Below are 17,282 nucleotides of genomic sequence, written 5' to 3'. Positions count from 1 at the left end.
CACGGCTCGGCCACGGTCGGCGGCCGACCGTTGCCCAGGCGAACAGACGTCCGTACGGTTGAACGATGAGCAACGACGCTTACGGGCAGGACAGTGCTGCCCTTCCGGCCGGTGTCGGCGGTTTCGCCGCGGCCGGATTCGGTCCGCTGGTGCGCGCCTTCGCCACCTTGATCGGCCATCGCCGCGCCGCGGGTGGCGCCATCGCGATCTATCGGCACGGCGAACCCCTGGCCCATCTGTGGACCGGCAGCGCGGGCGACCGGCCGTGGACCGCGGACACCGCGCCCATCGTGTTCTCCGCGACCAAAGGCGTCACCGCCACCGTCATCCACCGGCTCGCCGATCGCGGCCTGATCGACTACCAGGCGCCGGTCGCCGAATACTGGCCCCGATTCGCGGCGCACGGCAAGGGCGCGATCACCGTCGCCGACGTGCTCACCCACCGCGCGGGCCTGTCTTCGCTGCCCGCGGTCGCCGCCACCGCCGCCGAATCCCTCGACCACGAACTCATGGAGGACCGGCTCGCGCTGGCCACCCCCGACCGGCTGCTCGGCACCCCGACCTACCACGCGCTGACCTACGGCTGGCTGCTGGCCGGGGTGGCCAGGGCCGTCACCGGGCAGAGCATGAGCGAGCTCATCCGCAGCGAGGTCACCGATCCGCTCGGCATCGACGGCATCCACCTTGGTCGTCCGGCCGCCGGTTCGCCGACGGAGTACGCGCGGCTGGCGGGCACGCACCTGAGCGTGGTGGGCAACCCGATCACCGCCGGATTCCTCGACCGGATCGGCCAGCGGATCCCCGGCCCGCTCGGCGCGGCGGCCCGCTGCCTGTTCGTGCCGGGCCTGGACAGCATTCTCGACGGCGACGACCCGGCGATCCTCGACTCCGAGATGCCCGCGGGCAACGGCGTGTGCACCGCGCCGGGGCTGGCCAGGATGTACGCGGCGCTGGCCGACGGGCTCACCGTCGACGGCAGGCCGTTCCTGACGCCGGGGACCCACCGGTCGATCCGGCGCGTGCAGACCTACCGCCTCGACCACGCCCTGTTCTACTTCCCGATGATGTGGCACCTCGGCTATCACTCGATGCCGGTGCCCGGCGCGCGCAACGCCTTCGGCCACATCGGGCTCGGCGGATCCTTCGGCTGGGTCGACCCGCAGTCGGGACTCTCGATCGCCTTCGTGCACAACCGGCTCGACCAGGGCCTGCTGCCCTACGACCAGCTGGCGATGAGCTGGCTGCTGCCGCTGGCCGTGGCGGGCGCCCGCGCGTCCCGCTCCGGCACGCAGCGCCCGGACCGCGTCGCGGCGTAGTCCGGGCCTGGGCGAGCCCCGCCTAGGTGAGGTAGCGATACGCGGGAGAACCCGGTTCCAGGCGTTCGGCCTGGATCGGGGACTCCTCGATGCGATGCAGCAGCGACGCCAGATCGTCGGTGGCGCCGAGTTCGATGCCGACCAGCGCCGCCCCGGTCTCCCGGTTGTTGCGCTTGACGTACTCGAACATGGTGATGTCGTCGTCGGGGCCGAGCACGTCGTCGAGGAAGCGGCGCAGCGCGCCGGGTTCCTGCGGGAAGTCGACGAGGAAGTAGTGCTTGAGGCCCCGGTGTACCAGCGAGCGCTCGATGATCTCGCCGTAGCGGGAGACATCGTTGTTGCCGCCGGAGACCAGCACGACCACGGTCGAACCGGGCTCGATCTCGATCTCGGCCAGTGCCGCGGTGGCCAGCGCGCCCGCGGGCTCGGCGATGATGCCCTCGCTCTGGTACAGGTCGAGCATCGCGGTGCAGATCGCACCCTCGTCGACCTGCATCATCCGGAAAGAGGCTGTGCCGGTGGGGGATTCGGTGGTGGTGAGCAGCGGCAGCGAGGCGTGCGAGACCACCCGGCCGCCGAACGAGGACGCCGCCTGGTACGGCAGGTCGCCGATGCGGCGCACCGCGGCGCCGTCGACGAACGGGTCGATCTCGGGCAGCGTCACCGGGCCGCCCGCCACCAGCGCGGCGGTCATCGAGGCCGCGCCCGCGGGCTCGACGCCGAGCAGGCCGGCCTGCGGCGCGCGTTCGCGCAGGTAGGTGCCGATGCCGGCCAGGCACCCGCCGCCACCGACCGGGACGATGACCAGATCGGGCGCGGCACCCAGCTGCTCGAGGAACTCGGCGGCGATGGTGCCCTGGCCCGCGGCGGTGCGCGGATCGTCGAACGGCGGCACCATGGTCGCGCCGGTGCGGGCGACGTCGTCGGCGGCGGCCGCGGCGGCCGCGTCGTAGGTCTCGCCGACGGCGATCAGCTCGACGAACTCGCCGCCGTGCACGCGGATGCGATCGCGCTTCTGCTTCGGGGTGGTGGTCGGCACGTAGATGCGCCCGCGCACGCCCATGGCCCGGCAGGCGAAGGCCACGCCCTGGGCGTGGTTGCCCGCGCTGGCCGCCACCACACCGGCCGCGCGTTCGGCGGCGGTGAGCTGGACCATCAGGTTGTAGGCGCCGCGCAGCTTGTACGAGCGCACCGCGGTGAGGTCTTCGCGCTTGAGGTAGACCTGCGCACCGGTGCTCGCCGACAGCCGCGCGGAGTACTGCAGCGGTGTCGGCTCGATGATGTCGGAAATTCGCTTGGCGGCGGCGTCGATCTCGTCCGCGGTCAGCGGCGGACGGGTTACGGACACTTCAGCGACGTCAGCGATGGGGGACACCCGCTAAATGCTACCGAGGGGGTCGGGCGTGCCGAGAGCGCGCCTCCCGTCGCCGGATCCGCCGCGACGACGGGCCCGGCGACCGGGGCGTCAGCGCGGGGTGAGGACGAAGACGGGGATCTGGCGATCGGTCTTCTTCTGGTACTCGGCGTAGTCGGGCCACACCGCGACCGCCCGCTCCCACCACAGCGCCTTCTCGTCGCCGGTGACCTCGCGGGCGGTGTAGTCCTTGCTGACGGTGCCGTCGCGCAGTTCGACGTGCGGCTCGGCCTTGATGTTGAAGTACCAGACCGGGTGCTTGGGCGCGCCGCCCAGCGAGGCGACGACGGCGTACTCGCCGTCGTGCTCGACGCGCATCAGCGGGGTCTTGCGGAGCTTGCCGGTCTTGGCGCCCTTGGTGGTCAGCAGGATGACCGGCTTGCCCTGTAGCGAGGTGCCCTCGGCTCCGCCGGAGTTCTCGTAGGTCTCGGCCTGGGTGCGAGCCCAGTCCGAAGTGCTCGGTGCGTACTCTCCAGTCAGTGGCATGACCTGCACAACGATCCGTCGTGGTGTGATGTTCCCGATAGGCCCGGACGGGAAAGTTCGGTAGCCCGAACTTCGATGTCCGTCTATCCTGTGTGCATGGCAGTGGTCACCCCATCGGCAGCAATCGCGACGGTCGACATCGCGGGCAGTGCCTGGCCGGTCTACAAGCTCGAGGCGCTGGTCGCCGGGCTCGTCGTCGGCGCCCTGCTGCTGTTGATCCTCGGCTCGGTCCAGTCGGCCGTGCTCGCCGCGGCCGCCGTGGCCGCGCTGCGCTGGTCGGTCGGTGCCGCCAGGGCGCACTCACTCCGCTAGGTCGAGCTCGCGCAGCTCCCCGCGGGAGAGCACCCCCAATTTCGGATACGCCTTGTACAGGTGGTGCCCGACCGTGCGGTGACTCAGGAACAACCGCGCCGCGATCTCCCTGTTCGACAGGCCCTGCGCCGCCAGCCGCACGATCTGCGATTCCTGCGGGGTGAGCACGCTGAGCGGGCCGCCCGCCGGGCGGGCGGCGGCGCCGACGCCGAGCGCGGCGAGTTCGGTGCGGGTGCGTTCCCGCCACGGCGCGGCGTCGAGCCGGTCGAACAGCTCCAGTGCCTGTTCGAGCTGGGTCCGCGCGTCGACCTTGCGTTTGTCCCGGCGCAGCCACTCGCCGTAGAGCAGCCGGGTGCGGGCCTCGTCGAACGGGCGCTGGGCCGGGAGCGCGGCGAGGTAGTGCCGCTCGGCGTCGGCGCCCTCGGCGAGGATCGCCGCGGCCCTGGCGGCCAGGGCCGCGATCCACTCCTGACCGGCGCGCGCCGACCACGCGTCGAGCTGTTCGCGCGCCGCGACGGCCCGGTCGGTGTCGCCGAGCCGCGCGGCCACCTCGACCTGGTCGGCCAGGGTGCGCAGCCCGCTGACGTGATGCCGGGCCGGTTCGACGGTCATGTGGTCCAGCTCGGCCTGCGCCTGATCCAGCCTGCCCTGCCCGAGCGCGAGCAGCGCCAGCGCCGCGTGCGCCCACGGCGCGCCCACCGCCTGGGCCCCGCCGAAGGCCTCGGCGACCGCGCGATCGGCGTAGTCACGGCAGGACTGTTCGTCGCCACGCAGCGCGGCCGCGTAGGCCAGGAACGCGGTGAGCTGACTGATCCACTGCGGCTGGCCGATGTCCTCGGCGATCCGCAGCCCCTCCTCGGCGGCGATCCGGCTCTCGCCGGGGCGGCCACCGAACAGTTCGGCTTCGGCGCGGAAGAACAGCAGCGGTGCGAGCAGCGCGATCCGGCCCTGCTCCCTGGCTTCGCCGATGAGCACGTCGGCCAGCTCGCCGACCTGGTCGTCCTGACCGACGACGAGTCCGCTGCCGCACAGCTGGACCAGGTCGGCGGGACTGTCGGCGCCGTTCGCGCGGGCCGCGTCCGCCGCTGTCCGCAGGTCGACCGTGCGCAGCCCGGCCACCGAGCCGGTCAGGTAGCGCACGATCGGCGTGACCGGATCGTCCGCGTCGAGCCGCAGCGTGGCGAGCAAGGCCGCCACCTCGTCGAGCTCGGCGGGACCGAGGTACCAGGCGGTGTGCACCGCCCGGGTGACGATGCGCGCCGCGGCCCGCGGATCGGTCTCCCGCGCCGCCACCGCCATCAGCCGCCGATGCGCGGAACCCGGCTTGCCCGCGGCGAATTCGGCCTGCGCGCGCACCAGTTCGAGGCGCGATTCGAGCGCCGCGTCGGTCGACATCGACGCGGCGCGCTCGGCCAGCCGCGCGGCCTGGTCGGTGAGCCCGGCCTCGGTGGCGGTCTCGGCGGCCAGGACGAGCCTGCGCAACCGGGCGTCGGCGTCGGCACTGAGTGCCGCGGCGCGGTCGTAGGCGGCGACCGCGCCGTGGAATCCGGTGCGCCGCCTGGCCCGATCGGCGGTGCGCTCCAGCGCGGTGGCCGCGGCTTCGTCGGGTCCGGTCGCGGCGCAGGCGAGATGCCAGGCCCGTAGGTCGGCGGAGTCGGCGTCGTCGAGCGCGGCGGCGAGGGCGCGGTGCGCGGCCAGCCGCGCGGTGAGCGCCGAACCCTGGTAGACGGCGGCCCGGGAGAGCGGATGACGCCAGGTCAGCACCTGCCCGTCGGTGCGCACCAGATCGGCGTCCTGGGCCCGCTGCAGGTCGTCGAGTCCCGCGCCGAGGGTCGCGGCGGCGCGCAGTACCGGCGCCAGATCCTCGGCGCCCGCGGCCGCGGCGATCAGCAGGATCGTCCGGGTCGGCGCGGGCAGCCGGGCGACCCGGCCGTGGAAGGCCAGCTGGAGTCGCTGGGTCAGCGGCAGCGGATTCGGATCCTCCGCGTTGCCCGCTGCGGCCGGAAGTTCCAGCAGGGCAAGGGGATTGCCCCCCGATTCGGCGAGCAGGCGATAGCGCGTCGTGGGCGAGAGCCGGGTCGGGCCCGCGTCGAGCAGCGCGGCGGCGGCCTCGGCCCGCAGCCCCGACAGGGCCAGTTCGGGCAGTCCCGGCGCCGGGAAGTCGTCGGGGCCGGACCGGGTGGCGAACAGGATCACCACCCCCTCGGCGTCGAGCCGGCGCGCGGCGAACAGCAGGGTTTGCGCCGTCGCCCGATCCAGCCAGTGCGCGTCGTCGATCAGGACCAGCAGCGGGCCGTCGGCCGCTTCCTCGGCCAGCAGCGTCAGCACGGCCAGGCCGATCAGCATCAGGTCCGCGGGCGTGCTGTCGCCCAGGCCGAACGCGGCGTCCATCGCGTCGCGCTGCCGTGGCGGCAGCCGCCGGACCAACTCCATCGCCGGGCGCACCAGCAGATGCAGTGCCGCGAAAGGCAATTCGGCCTCGGACTCGATCCCGGCACTGCGAATCGCCGGAATGCCCTGCGCCGCCGCGTACTCCAGCAGGGCGGACTTGCCGATCCCGGCCTCGCCGCGCAGCACCAGCGCCCCGCTGCGCCCGGCGCGCGCGCCCGTGAGCAGGTCGTCGATCGTGGCCTGTTCGGGTTCGCGTCCGTGCAGCATGCGCACCACGGTAGCGCCGTACCGGTACCGGCGGTTCGCGTGTCGCGAGAAGTACCTATAGACGACTGATTCGACCTACCCCCGTCGCGCCATAACGTAGGTGTCATCGCAGGAACAACCCGCGAAACACCAGCTCACAGCACATTTTCGGAGGTCGAGATGAACACCGTCGTCGCGCAGTACCTGGAGGCATGGAACACCCGCGAGCCCGGTGCCCGCCGCGCCGCGGTCACCCGCCTGTTCACCCCCGAGGCGCGCTACGTCGACCCGCTGGTCGCCGTCACCGGCCACGCCGAACTCGAGGCCGCCATCGCCGGCGTGCAGACCCAGTTCCCCGACTGGACCTTCCGCCTGGCAGGCCCGGTCGACGCCCACCACGACCAGGTGCGCTTCACCTGGGGACTCGGCCCCGCCGACGGTGACGCCGTGGTGATCGGCTTCGACGTCGCCGTCCTCGCCGACGGTCGCATCGACAGCGTCTACGGCTTCCTCGACCAGGTCCCCGCGTCCGCCTGATACTTCCGACACCGCCAAGGAGATCCGCCATGACCACCGCCACCGCCCCGTCCCGCCTGTCCACCCTGCTCACCCCGGGCGAGCCGCTGCTGCTGCTCTCGCTGCGCCTCGACGCCGTCGTCACCACCGTCAACGGCGTCGCCTACCTCGCCCTGGCACCGCTGCTGGAGCGGCTGCTCGGTCTCGACACCCGGGCCGGCCTCGCGATCGGCGCCTTCCTCACCGCCTACGGCCTCGCGGTCGCGGTGGTCGGCCGGAAGTCGCCGGTGGTCCGGTACCAGGCGGCGGCGGTCGCGATCGGCAACGCGACCTGGGTGGTCGCGAGCCTGGTCGCCGTGGTCACCGGAGTCCTCGGACTGACCGTGGCCGGGTCGGTGTGGGGAGTGCTGCAAGCCGTCACCGTCGGCGCCTTCGCCGCCCTGCAGTACCGCGGTCTGCGCGGCACCGGCCACTGAGCAGCGAATCTCGAAACGCGGGGCCACGACCATCGTGGCCTCGCGTTTCGCGCGGCGTAGCGTCGGAGGTATGGCCGTTCCCGACGATCAGCTACCGTCCTTCCACGTCGACGCCGCCGGTGCGGCCGACGACCTGCTGATCACCCTGCTGGACCGGCAGGCCGAGCTGTCCGGCGTCGTCCGGATGCGGCGCTGGGTGCTCGACGTCCTGGCACCGCGACCCGGCGACACCGCCCTCGACATCGGCTCCGGGACCGGCTCGGAGGTCCTCGCCTTCGCCGCCCGGGTGGGCCCGCACGGCCGGGCCGTCGGCGTCGACGCGAACCCGGCCATGCTCACGATCGCCCGCGAGCGGGCGCGCGGCACCGCCGCCGAATTCGCCGAGGGCACCGCCGCCGCGCTCCCGCTGCCGGACGATTCCGTCGATCTGGTCCGCTGCGAGCGGGTCTTCCAGCACCTCGACGACCCCGCCGCCGCCACCGCCGAGATCGCCCGCGTCCTGCGTCCTGGCGGCCGGGTCTGCCTCGTCGACAGCGACTGGTACACCGCGATCCTGCACCCCGGTGACCCGGCCGTGGTCGCCGCGCTGTCGGAACGGATGCGGGCCGACACCGCCAACCCGGGCTCCGGCCGCCGCCTGCGCGGGCTGCTGGTCCGGGCCGGATTCGTCATCGACGACCAGGCCTCCCAGGCGGTGATCTGGGACGCGGACACCGCGATACCGCTGGTCGGGCAGATGGTCGCCACCGGCCGCGCCACGGGCGTGATCACCGCCGCGCAGGCCGACGAGCTGACCGCCGCGATCGCGCACGGCGTCGCCACCGGCGACTACCACATGTCGGTCACCATGTTCGCGGTGCTCGCGCACCGGCCGTGACGCCGCTCAGCGCACCAGCAGGGCCACCGGCAGCCGGGTGAACAGCTTGTCCAGCCGGACACTGCCCGCGAACGTGGAGCCGGTGAGCCGGTCGACCCACGTGCCTTCCGGCAGGTGCAGGGTGGTGTCGAGCCAGCCGGTCGCGGCCAGCCCGACCGAGTGTCTGGTCGCCGCGACGATCACCTCGGGCGCCTCACCCGCCGGTCCGCGCCCGAAGGCGACCAGCCGCTGCGCGTGCTCCCCGGCGCCGTAGAGCGGCCGGTACATCCCGCCGACGAAGCACTCCGGCCGTTCCCGGCGCAACCACAGCGCGTAGGCGACCACCCACATCTTCGCCGCCCCTGTGGTGTCCAATGTCGGTGGCTCGGTGAGGGATTGGAGCAGCCCGGCGCGCACGGCGAAGTTCACCGGGCGGCGGTTGTCCGGGTCGACGAGGGAGTCCTCCCACAGTTCGGTGCCCTGATAGATGTCCGGGATACCGGGCCCGCACAGCTGCAACAGCTTCTGCGACACCGCGTCCGACCAGGCGTGCGGGGCCAGCTCGTGCGCCAGGTCGCCGATGCCGGTGCCGACCGGGCCGTCGATCACCGCGTCCAGCCAGCCGTGCACCGACGATTCGAACTCAGCGTCCGGTTCCTCCCAGGACGTCTTGGTCCCGGCCTCGCGAATCGACTTCTCCGCGAACAGATGCAGCCGATCCCGCAAGCCCGGCACCGAGGACGCGGGCCGCCCGTCGGCGGGCCAGACCCCGAACATGTTCTGCAACAAGAACAGTGCCGTCGCGCCGTCGGGCGCGGGCGTCGTCTCCAGCCAGCCGCGCACCCGCTGCGACCAGATCTCGGCGACCTGCGACAGCACCCCGATCCGGGCGCGCACATCCTCGCCGCGCTTGGTGTCGTGGGTCGACAGGGTCGTCATGGTGGCGGGCCAGCGCTGCGAGCGCTCGCTGTTGGACAGGTGGAAGTCGTTGACGGTGTGGCCGAAGCGCGCCGGATTGCCGCCCACCTCCTGCAGCGACACCAGCCGCGCGCCCTGATAGAACATGGTGTCCTCGACCGACTTCGCGGTGATCGCGCCGCACACCTGGGAGAACCGGATCGCCGCCTCCCCACCCACCGACAGTGCGGTCACCAGCACCGACAGCGGCGCCGTCAGCTCGGCGTTGCGCTTCTCCACCTCCGCGACGACGGCCGCGGTGATCCCGGCCAGCGGCGCGTAGTCCACCCGGTACACCGGCATGAACGCCAGCACCTCGATGGTCGCGTTGCTTACCGCGAGGGTGTCGAAGCTGCCCGCGTTGCCGTCGCGTTTGATCGCGGCGACCAGCCGCCGGATCTCCGGCGCCAGAATGGTTTCCGCGACGGCGCGCTTGATCCGGTGCTCGGTCTCACCGAACCAGGCGCGGTCGCTGCCGTGCCCGGCGACGTGCTGGGACAGCTCGGTCATCGCGGCCTCGCCGGCCGGATCGATCAGGACACCGCCGAGATCGGCGAGCGCGTCGTAGCCGGTGGTGCCGTCGACCGGCAGCGTCGCGTCGAGCGGCTCCCGGTTGGCGAGGATCTTCTCCACCAGCAGCAGCCGCTGCGGGCCGATCAGCCTGCGCAGCCGGGTCAGGTAGGCGCTCGGGTGCGACAACCCGTCGGGGTGATCCACCCGCACACCGTCGATGAGATCGTGTTCGCACCAGGCGGCCAGCTCGCGGTGGGTCGCCTCGAAGACCTCGGGATCCTCCTGCCGGACCGCGGCCAGGCTGCTCACCGCGAAGAATCGCCGGTAGGTGCACACGCCGGCCTTCCAGCTCACCAGCCGGTAGTGCTGGCGATCGTGGATGCGCAACGCGTTGTCGCCGTCGGTGCCCGGTGCGATCGGGAAGCGCAGATCGTGCAGCGCCAGCATCGGTTCGTGACCGGACCGGTCGACCGACAGCGCGGCCGGATCGTTCTCGCTCTGCAACACCGGCAGCGCGAGCCGTCCACCCGCGCCGTTGCCCGGACTCCAGTCGATGTCGAAGTACTTGGCGTACTTGGACTGCTGACCGTTGCGCAGCACATCCCACCACCACGGGTTCTGCCGCGGATCGGCCACGCCGACGTGATTGGGCACCAGATCGACGATCAAGCCCATCCCGCGACTGCGCACCTCGTCCGAGAGTGCCTTGAGCCCCGTCGGCCCGCCCAGCGCGGCCGAGACCGTGGTGGGATCGGTGACGTCGTAGCCGTGCGTCGAGCCGTGCGCCGCGGTCAGGATCGGCGACAGATACAGATGCGAGATCCCCAGCTGCTGCAGGTATTCGGCGATGGCGCGGGCATCGGCGAAGGTGAGCGCGTCCGGGCGCAGTTGCAGCCGGTAGGTGCTGCGCACCGTGCTCGGCCGGATGGGCGCGCGGTGCAGCAGGGTCAGCGGATCGGTCACGTAGGTCTCGGTCATCGTTTCGGCTAGGCGGTTCGGCGCAGGACGAGCAGGCAGCGGCTGGGGACGGGGAGGGTCGCGGCCGCGGGAAAGACCCCGTCGGCCGTTCCGGTGGGGGTCGAGCAATCCAGGGCCGGTGTCCATTCGGCACCGAACTCCGGTCCTGGCAGCACGAAATCGAGTGCTTCGTCGTGCGCATTGAAGCACAGCAGGAACGAGTCGTCGCTGATCCGTTCGCCGCGCGGTCCCGGCTCGGGAATGCCGTCGCCGTCGAGCAGCACGGCCAGGGACTTTCCGAAGCCGCTGTGCCAGTCGTCGGTGGTCATCTCGGCCCCGGCCGGGGTGAACCAGGCGATCTCGCGATTGCGGCCCTCGCCGTCACCCGGCCCGGCGGCGAGGAAGCGGCGGCGCCGGAAGATCGGATGCGCGGTGCGCAGCGCGATCGCCGAGCGGGTGAACTCGAGCAGATCGGCGTTGGTCTGCGCCAGCGACCAGTCCATCCACGACAGCGGCGAATCCTGGCAGTACACATTGTTGTTGCCGAGCTGGGTGCGCCCGATCTCGTCGCCGTGCGCCAGCATCGGCGTGCCCTGGCTCAGGATCAGCGTGGCCAGCAGATTGCGCTGCTGGCGCGCCCGCAGTTCCAGGATCGCCGGATCATCGGTCGGCCCTTCGACGCCGCAGTTCCACGACCGGTTGTGGCTCTCGCCGTCGCGGTTGCCCTCGCCGTTGGCGTCGTTGTGTTTCTCGTTGTAGGACACCAGGTCCCGCAGGGTGAAGCCGTCGTGCGCGGTGACGAAGTTGATGCTGGCGCTCGGGCGGCGTCCGGTCGACTCGTACAGGTCCGAGGATCCGGTGAGCCGATACGCGAACTCGCCCAGCGTCGCGGGCTCACCACGCCAGTAGTCGCGCACGGTGTCGCGGTATTTGCCGTTCCACTCCGTCCACAGACTCGGGAAGTTGCCGACCTGGTAGCCGCCCTCGCCGACGTCCCACGGTTCGGCGATGAGCTTGACCTGGCTCACCACCGGGTCCTGGTGCACCAGGTCGAAGAACGCGGAAAGCCGGTCCACATCGTGCAATTCGCGGGCCAGCGTGGCGGCGAGGTCGAACCGGAAGCCGTCGACGTGCATGTCCAGGATCCAGTAGCGCAGGGAGTCCATGATCAGCTGCAGGGTGTGCGGATGCCGCACGTTGAGGCTGTTGCCGGTGCCGGTGTAGTCCTTGTAGTGCGCGGGCTCGGTCTCGTCGAGGCGGTAGTAGGCGGCGTTGTCGATGCCGCGCAGGCTCAGCGTCGGCCCGAGGTGGTTGCCCTCGCCGGTGTGGTTGTAGACCACGTCGAGGATCACCTCGATGCCCTCGGCGTGCATCGCGCGCACCAGCGCCTTGAATTCGGCGACCGCGGCGTCGCCGCGCGGGCGGGCCGAGTACTGGTTGTGCGGGGCCAGGTAGCCGATGCTGTTGTAGCCCCAGTAGTTGCGCAGTCCCTGATCGGTCAGCACGTGGTCGTGGAAGAACTGGTGCACCGGCATGAGCTCGATCGCGGTGACGCCCAGGCTCTTCAGATGCCCGATGATCGCCGGATGCGCGAGACCCGCGTATGTGCCGCGCAGTTCCTCCGGCACGTCGGGATGGGTCATCGTCATGCCCTTGACGTGCGCCTCGTAGATCACCGTCTCGTGGTAGGGCCGGTTCGGCGGCCGGTCGGCGCCCCAGTCGAAGAACGGGTTGATCACCACGCCGGTCATGGTGTGGCCCAGCGAATCCAGGCCGTAGGTGTACAGCGACGGATCGTTGACGAACTGCCCGTCGAAGGCCTTCCCGTACGGATCGAGCAGCAGCTTGCTGGGATCGCAGCGCAGTCCGAGCTCGGGCTCGTACGGGCCGTGGACGCGGAAACCGTAGCGCTGGCCCGGCGTGATCGCGGGGAGGTAGGCGTGCCAGACGTACCCGTCGACCTCGTCGAGCTCGACCCGGGTCTCGGCGCCGTCCTTGGCGATCAGGCTCAGTTCCACCCTCGTGGCGACCTCGGAGAACACCGAGAAATTCGTGCCCGCGCCGTCGTAGGTGGCGCCCAGCGGATACGCGGTGCCCGGCCACACGCCCAGTGGGGTCACCTCACCGGATCGGTCGTACGGGCTCGACATGCTACGACAGTAGAGGAATCCGGTCCCCGCCCGCGCGCGGTGCGCGTGGGTGCTTCGTCACCCCTGGTCAGCGGCCGCGAGCAGGCGCCGGGCATAGCCGGTGCGCCGGGCCAGCGCGGCCAGGCCGCCGAAGATCAGCCGCTGCAGCGGAACGGGCGGCCCGGCCAGGTAGCCGTCCTGGTACTCCCAGAGCAGGCCGAGGGCGAGCGGATTGCGCGGCAGTCTGCTCGCGGTGGTCCGGCCGCTGTTGTCCAGGCCGCTCCAGAACTCGAACATCGCCCAGTGCCGCAGCGGCGGGCGGATGACATGGTCCATGACGGTGTTCTCGGCCTCGTTCCAGAACTCGTGCACGGCGCGCGGCGGTGCCGTCACCGTGTCGCCCGGTCCGGCGACGATCTCGGTGCCGTCGACGCGGAACCGGATGCGGCCTGCCCGCACGGTCCAGGTCTCGGCGATCTCGGGATGCCAGTGCGGGCCCGCCTGCCTGCCGGGGCGGGGGAGCACGTGCTCGAGCCGGAGGTAGGCGCCCTCGGCGTCGGCGCCGCGGTCGACGAGCGTCACGCGGTGCCCGTTGCGAAAGGTGAGGACGGTGCCGATGTCAGCCATCCTCCAGGTATAAAGGTAACCTTCCTATTATGTCAACGGACAGTACGCCCACGCTGCTGAAACTGCTGGTCCAGGCGGCCGACGCCTACGAGCGTGAGCTGGACCGGGAGCTGCGCGCCGAACTCGGCCCCGAGCTGCGGCCCGCGCACTACGCGGTCTTCCGGTACCTGGAACCGGCCGGCTCCCGGGTGACCGCCCTCGCCGAGGCGGCGGGGATGACCCAGCAGTCGATGGGCGAGCTGGTCACCCACCTCGAGCGGTGCGGCTATGTGGAACGCCGCCCCGATCCCGCCGACCGCAGGGCGCGCCTGATCGTGACCACCGCGGCGGGCGGTGCGGCGCTCGCGCTGGCGGGCAAGCACATCCGCCGGATCGAGGCGGCCGTCGCGGCGGCGCTCGGCGGTCCCGAGCTCGCCGCGGTGCGGGCGGCGCTGGCGCGCATTCCCGCGGCGATTGCCGATCGGCCGCTCGATCCCTGAGCGCGGGTGCTAACTTGAACGGTGTTCAAGGCCGTCGGAGACGGCAACCGGGCGACGACGAGGAAACCCTGTGGACCTGACCCCCGAGCAGATCAGTGCCCTCGATGCCGAGCACGTCTGGCATCCCTACGGCGGCTTCCCGGCGACCACCGAACCGCTGGTCGTCGCGAGCGCGGCGGGCACCAGACTGACGCTGGCCGACGGCCGCGAGCTGGTCGACGGGATGAGTTCGTGGTGGGCGGCGGTGCACGGCTACCGGCACCCGGTCCTCGACGCGGCGCTGCTCGCGCAGTCGCAGCGGATGAGCCACGTCATGTTCGGCGGCCTCACCCACGCCCCGGCCACCCGGCTCACCCAGCTGCTCGTCGAGCTCACGCCGACCGGTCTGGACAAGGTCTTCCTCTGCGATTCCGGCTCGGTCTCGGTCGAGGTCGCCGCGAAGATGTGCCTGCAGTACTGGCGCGGGGTCGGCAAGCCGGGCAAGCACCGGCTGCTCACCTGGCGCGGCGGCTACCACGGCGACACCTTCACCCCGATGAGCGTGTGCGACCCCGACGGCGGCATGCACGCGCTGTGGACCGACGTCCTCACCGAGCAGGTCTTCGTCCCCGCGCCGCCCGTCGGCTTCGACGCCGACTATGTCGCCGAGCTCGACCGGGCGGTCGCGAGTCATCGGGACGAGCTGGCCGCGGTGATCGTCGAACCGGTGGTCCAGGGCGCGGGCGGGATGCGCTGGCACGACCCGCGCTATCTCACCGAACTGCGCCGGATCTGCGACGAGAACGACGTGCTGCTCGTCTTCGACGAGATCGCCACCGGCTTCGGCCGCACCGGCGAGCTGTTCGCCGCCGACCACGTCGGCGTCGCCCCCGACGTGATGTGCGTCGGCAAGGCGCTGACCGGCGGTTATCTCACCCTGGCCGCCACCCTGTGCACCGCGCGGATCGCCGAGACGATCAGCGCCGCGCACGGCGGGCTCATGCACGGGCCGACCTTCATGGGCAATCCGCTGGCCTGCGCCGTGGCGATCGCCTCGATCGAGCTGCTGCGCTCGCGGGACTGGCGGGGCGAGGTCGCCCGGATCGAGTCCGAGCTGCGGGTGGGTCTGGAGCCGCTGGCCGCGCTGCCCGGTGTCGCCGACGTGCGGGCGCTTGGCGCGATCGGGGTCGTCGAGCTCGACGCACCCGTCGACATGCGGGCCGCCACCGACGCGGCCGTCGACGCGGGCGCGTGGCTGCGCCCGTTCCGCACCCTCGTCTACACGATGCCGCCGTTCATCAGCACCACCGAGGACATCGCCACCATCACCGGCGCCGTGCGCGCCGCGGTGAAGGCGAGCCTCGGATGACGCCGCGACCGCATCCCCTGAACGGCGTTCAAGTAAGCTCCCCAGCTGTGAGTACGGATCCGTTGAGCTGGTTGGACGAGCGCGCTGCCGAGCGGGTCGACGCCGGGCTGCGCCGACACCTGCGCCCGCGCGCCGCCGAGTCGTCCGCGATCGACCTCGCGTCCAACGACTACCTGGGCCTGGTCCGCCATCCCGAGGTCGTCGAGGGCGCCATCGCGGCCGTGCGCCGCTGGGGCGCCGGGTCCACCGGTTCGCGCCTCGTCACCGGGACCACCGCCGAGCACGCCCAGCTCGAGGCCGAACTGGCCGAATTCGTCGGCGCCGAAAGCGGATTGGTGTTCGCCTCCGGCTACGCCGCCAATCTCGGCGCGGTGACCGCGCTGGCCGGTCGCGGCACCCTCGTCGTCTCCGACGCGGGCAGTCACGCGTCCCTGGTCGACGCGTGCCGGCTGTCCCGGGCCAGGGTGGAGATCGCCCCGCACCGGGATGTCGCCGCGGTCGAACGCCTGCTCGCCGAACGCGCCGAGGAGCGCGCGCTGGTCCTCACCGACTCCGTCTTCAGCGCCGACGGCGACCTCGCCCCGCTCGCCGACCTGCACCGGGTGTGCCGGGCGCACGGCGCGGTGCTGATCGTCGACGAGGCGCACGGGCTCGGCGTCCGCGGCACGGGCGGTCGCGGACTGGTGCACGAGATGGGCCTGGCCGGTGAACCCGACCTGGTCATCACCGCCACCCTGTCCAAGGCCTTCGCCGCGCAGGGTGGTGTCGTCCTGGCCGACGCGCGCATCCGCGCCCACCTCATCGACGCCGCCCGCACCTTCATCTTCGACACCGGCCTTGCGCCCGCCGCGGTCGGCGCGGCCCGCGCGGCCCTCGCTCTGCTGCGCCGCGATCCCGCGATGGCGTCGCGGGTGCTCGACCGCGCTGCCGATATCGCCCGCATCGCCGGGGTGCCCGAGCCGGACTCCGCCGTCGTCTCGGTGGTCCTCGGCGAAGCGCAGCTCGCCTTCGACGCCGCGCAGGCCTGCCGCGCCCGCGGCCTCGACGTCGGCTGCTTCCGCCCGCCGTCGGTCCCCGAGGGCACCTCGCGCCTGCGGCTGACCGCGCGCGCCAACCTCACCCCCGCCGAACTCGACACCATCGCCGAGGTCCTCGGCGACGTGCTCGCCGCGGCCCGTGGCAAGGAACCGGTGACGGCATGAGCCTCCTGCTGATCAGCGGCACCTCGACCGACGTCGGCAAGACCGTCGTCACCGCGGCCGTGGCCGCCGCCGCGCACGCCGCGGGCCGCTCGGTCGCGGTGTGCAAACCCGCGCAGACCGGCATCGCCCCCGGCGCCCCGGGTGACCTCGCCGAGGTCACCCGCCTCACCGGGCTGACCCGCACCGTCGAGCTGGCCCGCTACCCGGAACCGCTCGCCCCCGACACCGCAGCCCGACGCGCCGGTATGCCGCTGCTGTCCCTGGACGAGACCGTCGCCGCGATCGACGCGCAGCGCGATGCCGACCTGGTCCTCATCGAAGGCGCCGGCGGCCTGCTCGTGCGGATGGGGGAGTTCACCCTCCTCGACCTGGCGCAGAAACTCGGCGCCCCCGTCCTCGTCGTGGCGGCCGCCGGACTCGGCACCCTCAACCACAGTGAACTCACCACCCGCGCCCTGGCCGCCGCCGGTGTGCCCTGCGCCGGACTGGTCATCGGTTCCTGGCCGTTCGAGCCCGACCTCGCCTCGCAGTGCAATCGCGACGATCTGCCGCGCGTCACCGAGACCCCGTTGCTCGGCGCGATCCCCGCCGGCGCCGGGGGATGGGACCGCGAGCGGTTCACCGCGACCGCCCCGAGCTGGTTCCCCGCCGGCTGGCGGCCCTGAGTGGCGCCCCGATGATCACCGATCGTCGACGAAACGCCCGCTGACCAGCCGATTTGACTTCATGATCGGCGATGCGTAACTTAATTCGAGTCAGAGCGACACGGACACCGACCCGGTGCCGAACCGCCGAGCCTCTCGAGGCTAGCGGATCGCACAGGGAAACGAGGTAGGACGATGAGCGCCTGACTGATCATGTGTGCGGGCTCACTGTCTTCCGGACTTGCTTCGGTAGATCGCCCGCGCTAAAGTTTGAACCCTTGCCCTGCTGAAGCCCCTACGAAATGTTGTGGGTGGATGCTTGTGCGTGTGTTCTTTGAGAACTCAATAGTGTGTCGATGAATGTCAGTGCCAATATTATTATTGGTTCCGGCCTCTCATACCCCCCGGTTGAC

15 protein-coding genes are annotated in these 17,282 nt (G+C 71.8%); 9 read left to right on the top strand and 6 right to left on the bottom strand.

The window, feature by feature from the left end; genetic code table 11:
* Nucleotides 1–65 precede the first annotated feature (65 nt).
* Entirely contained in the window at nucleotides 66–1,316 is a 1,251-nt protein-coding gene (locus AB0H54_RS27410) for a serine hydrolase domain-containing protein (protein WP_357349126.1), read from the top strand.
* A 22-nt stretch (nucleotides 1,317–1,338) separates the two neighbouring features.
* Here the strand turns inward: AB0H54_RS27410 and ilvA are convergent, their stop codons facing one another.
* Together ilvA and AB0H54_RS27400 are read right to left on the bottom strand one after the other, a co-directional pair.
* Entirely contained in the window at nucleotides 1,339–2,691 is a 1,353-nt protein-coding gene (gene ilvA, locus AB0H54_RS27405) for a threonine ammonia-lyase IlvA (RefSeq protein ID WP_355284277.1), read from the bottom strand.
* Nucleotides 2,692–2,781: 90 nt separating this feature from the next.
* A complete protein-coding gene (locus AB0H54_RS27400) occupies nucleotides 2,782–3,216 on the bottom strand; it encodes a nitroreductase family deazaflavin-dependent oxidoreductase (protein ID WP_357349124.1) in 435 nt (144 codons plus the stop codon).
* A gap of 96 nt (nucleotides 3,217–3,312) precedes the next feature.
* On the opposite strand from AB0H54_RS27400, the gene AB0H54_RS27395 reads away from it, so the two are divergent.
* Nucleotides 3,313–3,528: a hypothetical protein gene (locus tag AB0H54_RS27395; protein WP_357349122.1), complete on the top strand. Its 216-nt coding sequence runs from the start codon at nucleotides 3,313–3,315 to the stop codon at nucleotides 3,526–3,528.
* Here the strand turns inward: AB0H54_RS27395 and AB0H54_RS27390 are convergent.
* Nucleotides 3,517–6,186: an AAA family ATPase gene (locus tag AB0H54_RS27390; RefSeq protein ID WP_357349120.1), complete on the bottom strand. Its 2,670-nt coding sequence runs from the start codon at nucleotides 6,184–6,186 to the stop codon at nucleotides 3,517–3,519. The two genes, AB0H54_RS27395 and AB0H54_RS27390, sit on opposite strands and share 12 nt — an antisense overlap.
* Before the next feature lie 159 nt (nucleotides 6,187–6,345).
* Between AB0H54_RS27390 and AB0H54_RS27385 the strand changes: the two genes are divergently transcribed.
* From AB0H54_RS27385 to AB0H54_RS27375, 3 genes are all read left to right on the top strand, one after another.
* Nucleotides 6,346–6,702: a nuclear transport factor 2 family protein gene (locus AB0H54_RS27385; protein ID WP_355284269.1), complete on the top strand. Its 357-nt coding sequence runs from the start codon at nucleotides 6,346–6,348 to the stop codon at nucleotides 6,700–6,702.
* A 29-nt stretch (nucleotides 6,703–6,731) separates the two neighbouring features.
* A complete protein-coding gene (locus AB0H54_RS27380) occupies nucleotides 6,732–7,157 on the top strand; it encodes a hypothetical protein (RefSeq protein ID WP_357349118.1) in 426 nt (141 codons plus the stop codon).
* Nucleotides 7,158–7,227: 70 nt separating this feature from the next.
* Nucleotides 7,228–8,034 carry a methyltransferase domain-containing protein gene (locus tag AB0H54_RS27375; protein WP_357349116.1) on the top strand — a complete coding sequence of 269 codons (807 nt, stop codon included), beginning with the start codon at nucleotides 7,228–7,230 and terminating at the stop codon, nucleotides 8,032–8,034.
* 6 nt (nucleotides 8,035–8,040) lie between these two features.
* Here AB0H54_RS27375 and treY read toward each other — a convergent pair whose 3' ends face one another.
* The 3 genes from treY to AB0H54_RS27360 are packed head-to-tail and all read right to left on the bottom strand — an operon-like array spanning nucleotide 8,041 to nucleotide 13,196.
* Nucleotides 8,041–10,461 (bottom strand): malto-oligosyltrehalose synthase, encoded by a 2,421-nt coding sequence (treY, locus tag AB0H54_RS27370; RefSeq protein WP_355284929.1) that lies wholly within the window; start codon nucleotides 10,459–10,461, stop codon nucleotides 8,041–8,043.
* Between the two features lie 8 nt (nucleotides 10,462–10,469).
* Complete coding sequence (gene glgX / locus AB0H54_RS27365) at nucleotides 10,470–12,590, bottom strand: glycogen debranching protein GlgX (protein ID WP_357349114.1); 2,121 nt, start codon at nucleotides 12,588–12,590, stop codon at nucleotides 10,470–10,472.
* A 57-nt stretch (nucleotides 12,591–12,647) separates the two neighbouring features.
* Complete coding sequence (locus AB0H54_RS27360; RefSeq protein ID WP_357349112.1) at nucleotides 12,648–13,196, bottom strand: cupin domain-containing protein; 549 nt, start codon at nucleotides 13,194–13,196, stop codon at nucleotides 12,648–12,650.
* A 29-nt stretch (nucleotides 13,197–13,225) separates the two neighbouring features.
* On the opposite strand from AB0H54_RS27360, the gene AB0H54_RS27355 reads away from it, so the two are divergent.
* From AB0H54_RS27355 to bioD, 4 genes are all read left to right on the top strand, one after another.
* Nucleotides 13,226–13,675 carry a MarR family winged helix-turn-helix transcriptional regulator gene (locus tag AB0H54_RS27355; protein ID WP_357349110.1) on the top strand — a complete coding sequence of 150 codons (450 nt, stop codon included), beginning with the start codon at nucleotides 13,226–13,228 and terminating at the stop codon, nucleotides 13,673–13,675.
* A 70-nt stretch (nucleotides 13,676–13,745) separates the two neighbouring features.
* Nucleotides 13,746–15,023: an adenosylmethionine--8-amino-7-oxononanoate transaminase gene (locus AB0H54_RS27350; RefSeq protein WP_357349108.1), complete on the top strand. Its 1,278-nt coding sequence runs from the start codon at nucleotides 13,746–13,748 to the stop codon at nucleotides 15,021–15,023.
* Nucleotides 15,020–16,225, top strand: coding sequence for an 8-amino-7-oxononanoate synthase (locus AB0H54_RS27345; RefSeq protein WP_357349106.1), 1,206 nt, complete (start codon nucleotides 15,020–15,022; stop codon nucleotides 16,223–16,225). Before AB0H54_RS27350 ends, AB0H54_RS27345 begins: the two co-directional genes overlap by 4 nt.
* A complete protein-coding gene (gene bioD, locus AB0H54_RS27340; RefSeq protein WP_357349104.1) occupies nucleotides 16,222–16,890 on the top strand; it encodes a dethiobiotin synthase in 669 nt (222 codons plus the stop codon). The genes AB0H54_RS27345 and bioD overlap by 4 nt, the downstream gene beginning before the upstream one ends.
* Nucleotides 16,891–17,282: the final 392 nt, after the last annotated feature.

This window comes from Nocardia sp. NPDC050718 (assembly GCF_040654235.1).
GTDB lineage: Bacteria > Actinomycetota > Actinomycetes > Mycobacteriales > Mycobacteriaceae > Nocardia.
This window is presented reverse-complemented; position numbering and strand designations above follow the sequence as displayed.